Below are 2,720 nucleotides of genomic sequence, written 5' to 3' on the forward strand. Positions count from 1 at the left end.
CTAGCCAAATTTCATAGCCGGCACGCCCCATGTAAGCTGCCTCAACAAAATCGTGGCTCATAATAGGGCCGCCGAATATTCCAATGCCCGGGAGCTTACGTAGCCCGCAATACTTCATGAACGGCTCGATACGAAGAATGGCGTTATGACCCCAGAATGCGGCGTCTCCCATCTGGATAGCGGCCAGCCCATTAGCAAATAAGGTTGAATAGAAGCGGTTAGCAAACTGCTGAATCCGAGCGAACAGTGACTGCCCGTTGATGATGTTCGGGTTGGTCTGCAAGATTCCCACGTTCGGCTCGCGCTGCATGAGTCGCACCATGCGAACAATGGTGCTGCCGGTCATCAGGCTGTCTGCATCCAGCACCACCATATACTTGCAGCGCTTACCCCAGCGGCGGAGAAAATCGGCAACATTGCCGCTTTTGTAGTTGAGGTTCACCGGCCGCCGGCGGTAGAAAATCCTGCCCTCGCCGCCAAGCTCTTTCGCCAGCTTGTTCCATGCAACCTGCTCCTCCAACCAAACGTCGGGATCCCGGCTGTCGGATAGTATGTAGAACTCGAAGTGGTCGATCTGTCCGGTACGCTCAATATCCCGGTACACAGCCTTCAGCCCGCTAAGCGTCCAGTGCACCGGCTCATGGTAGATTGGCAGCAACACGGCGGTTTTTGCCAAATGCGTGTCCAGCAGTTCTGCATCCGTGTGGCGTTTGAGTATGGAGTGTCGGTCACCGCCCATCAGCCTGATCACAAACCCGAATACCGCGGTCCAGAACCCAATCGCTATCCATGCGTAAAGAATGGCAAAGAGCACCAGCATGCCGAGCTCCAGCAGCGTTCCACCATGGTATGGCAGCACCCAGAGCAAGAAATAACACGCCACACCGGTTTGGCCGAATACAAACAACATCAGCACGGCGCGTCGAAAATTCGCAACCATCCGCCACCGGTGTTTCACAGGGCTTTCCGTTGCGCCATTATCCACGGCTATGATACCCAATGCTGCCTCGACACAAAGGCGGTGCAGCTACCGGAATACTCACCTCGGGAATAGCGAAGTACTCAGGTAGGCGATCCATAACGCTCTTTAATAGGCGGTGACCGACCAACTCACGGCGGTCAGTGGCGGTATTGCTAGAACCTTCGCCAATCTCGGCCATGGCGTCGTCAATGAGCTGCAGCATCTGACGGCAGCGTTCACTGGTCATTTCCACACCTGCCTCGCACAAATAGCCATACACACGGCTGAATACATGTTGAAAGGAAATATCGTCCATGTTCGTCTCGCTGCCTGTTAGATCTACTTTGGATTTCCACGCAGGTCTGTTTTAGGCCCAAGCAAGTATGTCCAGGTTTCTGTGAGGGGTTCGTTATCCTTATTCAGAAAGCCTCTCAACGTGAGCGGCTGCTCCGCTGAAGGCTTTGCGAGAATCGACAACCGCCAAACATCGCTGACTTCAATGTACTCAACAAAGTGCTCAATCACCTCAACTCCCTCTCCACCACTTACCTGGCTGACAACCGCGGCATCCGGGCGAAGCCCTGAGAGCTCACCGCCCTTGAAATCAACAATCAACCGTAAGGCATCACCTGAACCACCATTTTCCCTGCCATTACCTATAAGCGTACGCACAGCCTTGCCATTCGGTTGTTCGGTGATTTCGGGTTCGCCGAAGGAAACGGAGTATTCGAGCCGACGATTCTCACCAGCTTTCACTGACTGGGCCGGTTTAAAGAACGCCACGATGTTATCGTTGGTTTCCGCGCCAGACGGGATTTCAACAAGCACAACCTGTCCTTCCCCCCAGCCTTCACCGTCTTCACCAAGAGGTTTTACCCACATGCTTGGCCGGCGGTCGTAGCGTGCTTCGCTGTCCTGAAAGTCACCGAATTTACGATCACGCTGAATCAGCCCGAAGCCATCAAGGTCTTGCACATGATGATAGCTCAGCTGAAGCTCGGCCGGATTAACGAGTGGGCGCCAGAGCCATTCTCCTGTTTTGCCGTCGTTGATCAGCAAACCATCAGAATCGTGTACCTGAGGGCGCCACTCTCCCCGTGGCCGTACCGTGTTATCTCCGTAAAAAAACATGGATGTGAGCGGTGCTTGGCCTAGCTGCTCAATGTTATCCCGGAAGAACAGCTGGGCGGTTACGTCCATTTTCGTGTTTTTACCCGGGTGAATCTCAAAGCGGTATGCACCCGTAAGGCTAGGCCCGTTTAGCAGGCCATAGACAACCATAACGTCGCTATCTGCCTTTGGATGCTCCATCCAAAATTCAGTGAATGCCGGGAATTCTTCACCAGATGGCAGACCGGTGTTTACCGAAATTCCCCGGCCAGAAAGCCCAAAGGTATTGTTTGAGCCCACGCCCCGAAAATAACTCGCACCACCAAACACTAGAAACTGGTTTTGTACATCTTTGCCAGATAAGGGGTAGGTTAATTTGAACCCAGCATAACCAAGATCAGCAGGAATTCGTTTCGCCAGCTCAGGGTTGGGATAATCAAACCGGGTTTTATCAAACCCCATCGGGTGCACGCCTTCGCTATCGACCACATTAAGCTGAACCGCATGAGAGTAAAAACTGCCCTGCGGGATCATCATCACCTGAAACCGTGATTTGCCAGATCGCCAAAGGCTCTCTTCGGGCTTGAAACGGATCGACTGATAATCTGAGTAACTGAGGTTTTTTAGGAAGTCAGGCGCCTGTGCCGGT

The 2,720-nt window shown here is 53.2% G+C and carries 3 protein-coding genes; all 3 read right to left on the reverse strand.

The annotated features are described in order from the left end of the window. Positions 1-958, reverse strand: a 958-nt coding sequence (mdoH, locus tag ACTH3S_RS18265) for a glucans biosynthesis glucosyltransferase MdoH (protein WP_441810429.1), incomplete at its 3' end; no start/stop codon positions are given. 19 nt (positions 959-977) lie between these two features. Beyond that, positions 978-1,277, reverse strand: a complete 300-nt coding sequence (locus tag ACTH3S_RS18270; RefSeq protein ID WP_441810430.1) for a hypothetical protein — start codon at positions 1,275-1,277, stop codon at positions 978-980. Between the two features lie 23 nt (positions 1,278-1,300). After that, a partial coding sequence (locus tag ACTH3S_RS18275) for a glucan biosynthesis protein G (protein WP_441810431.1) occupies positions 1,301-2,720 on the reverse strand: 1,420 nt, incomplete at its 5' end.

The sequence above is a fragment of the Marinobacter sp. genome, assembly GCF_052094685.1.
Taxonomy (GTDB): Bacteria; Pseudomonadota; Gammaproteobacteria; order Pseudomonadales; family Oleiphilaceae; genus Marinobacter.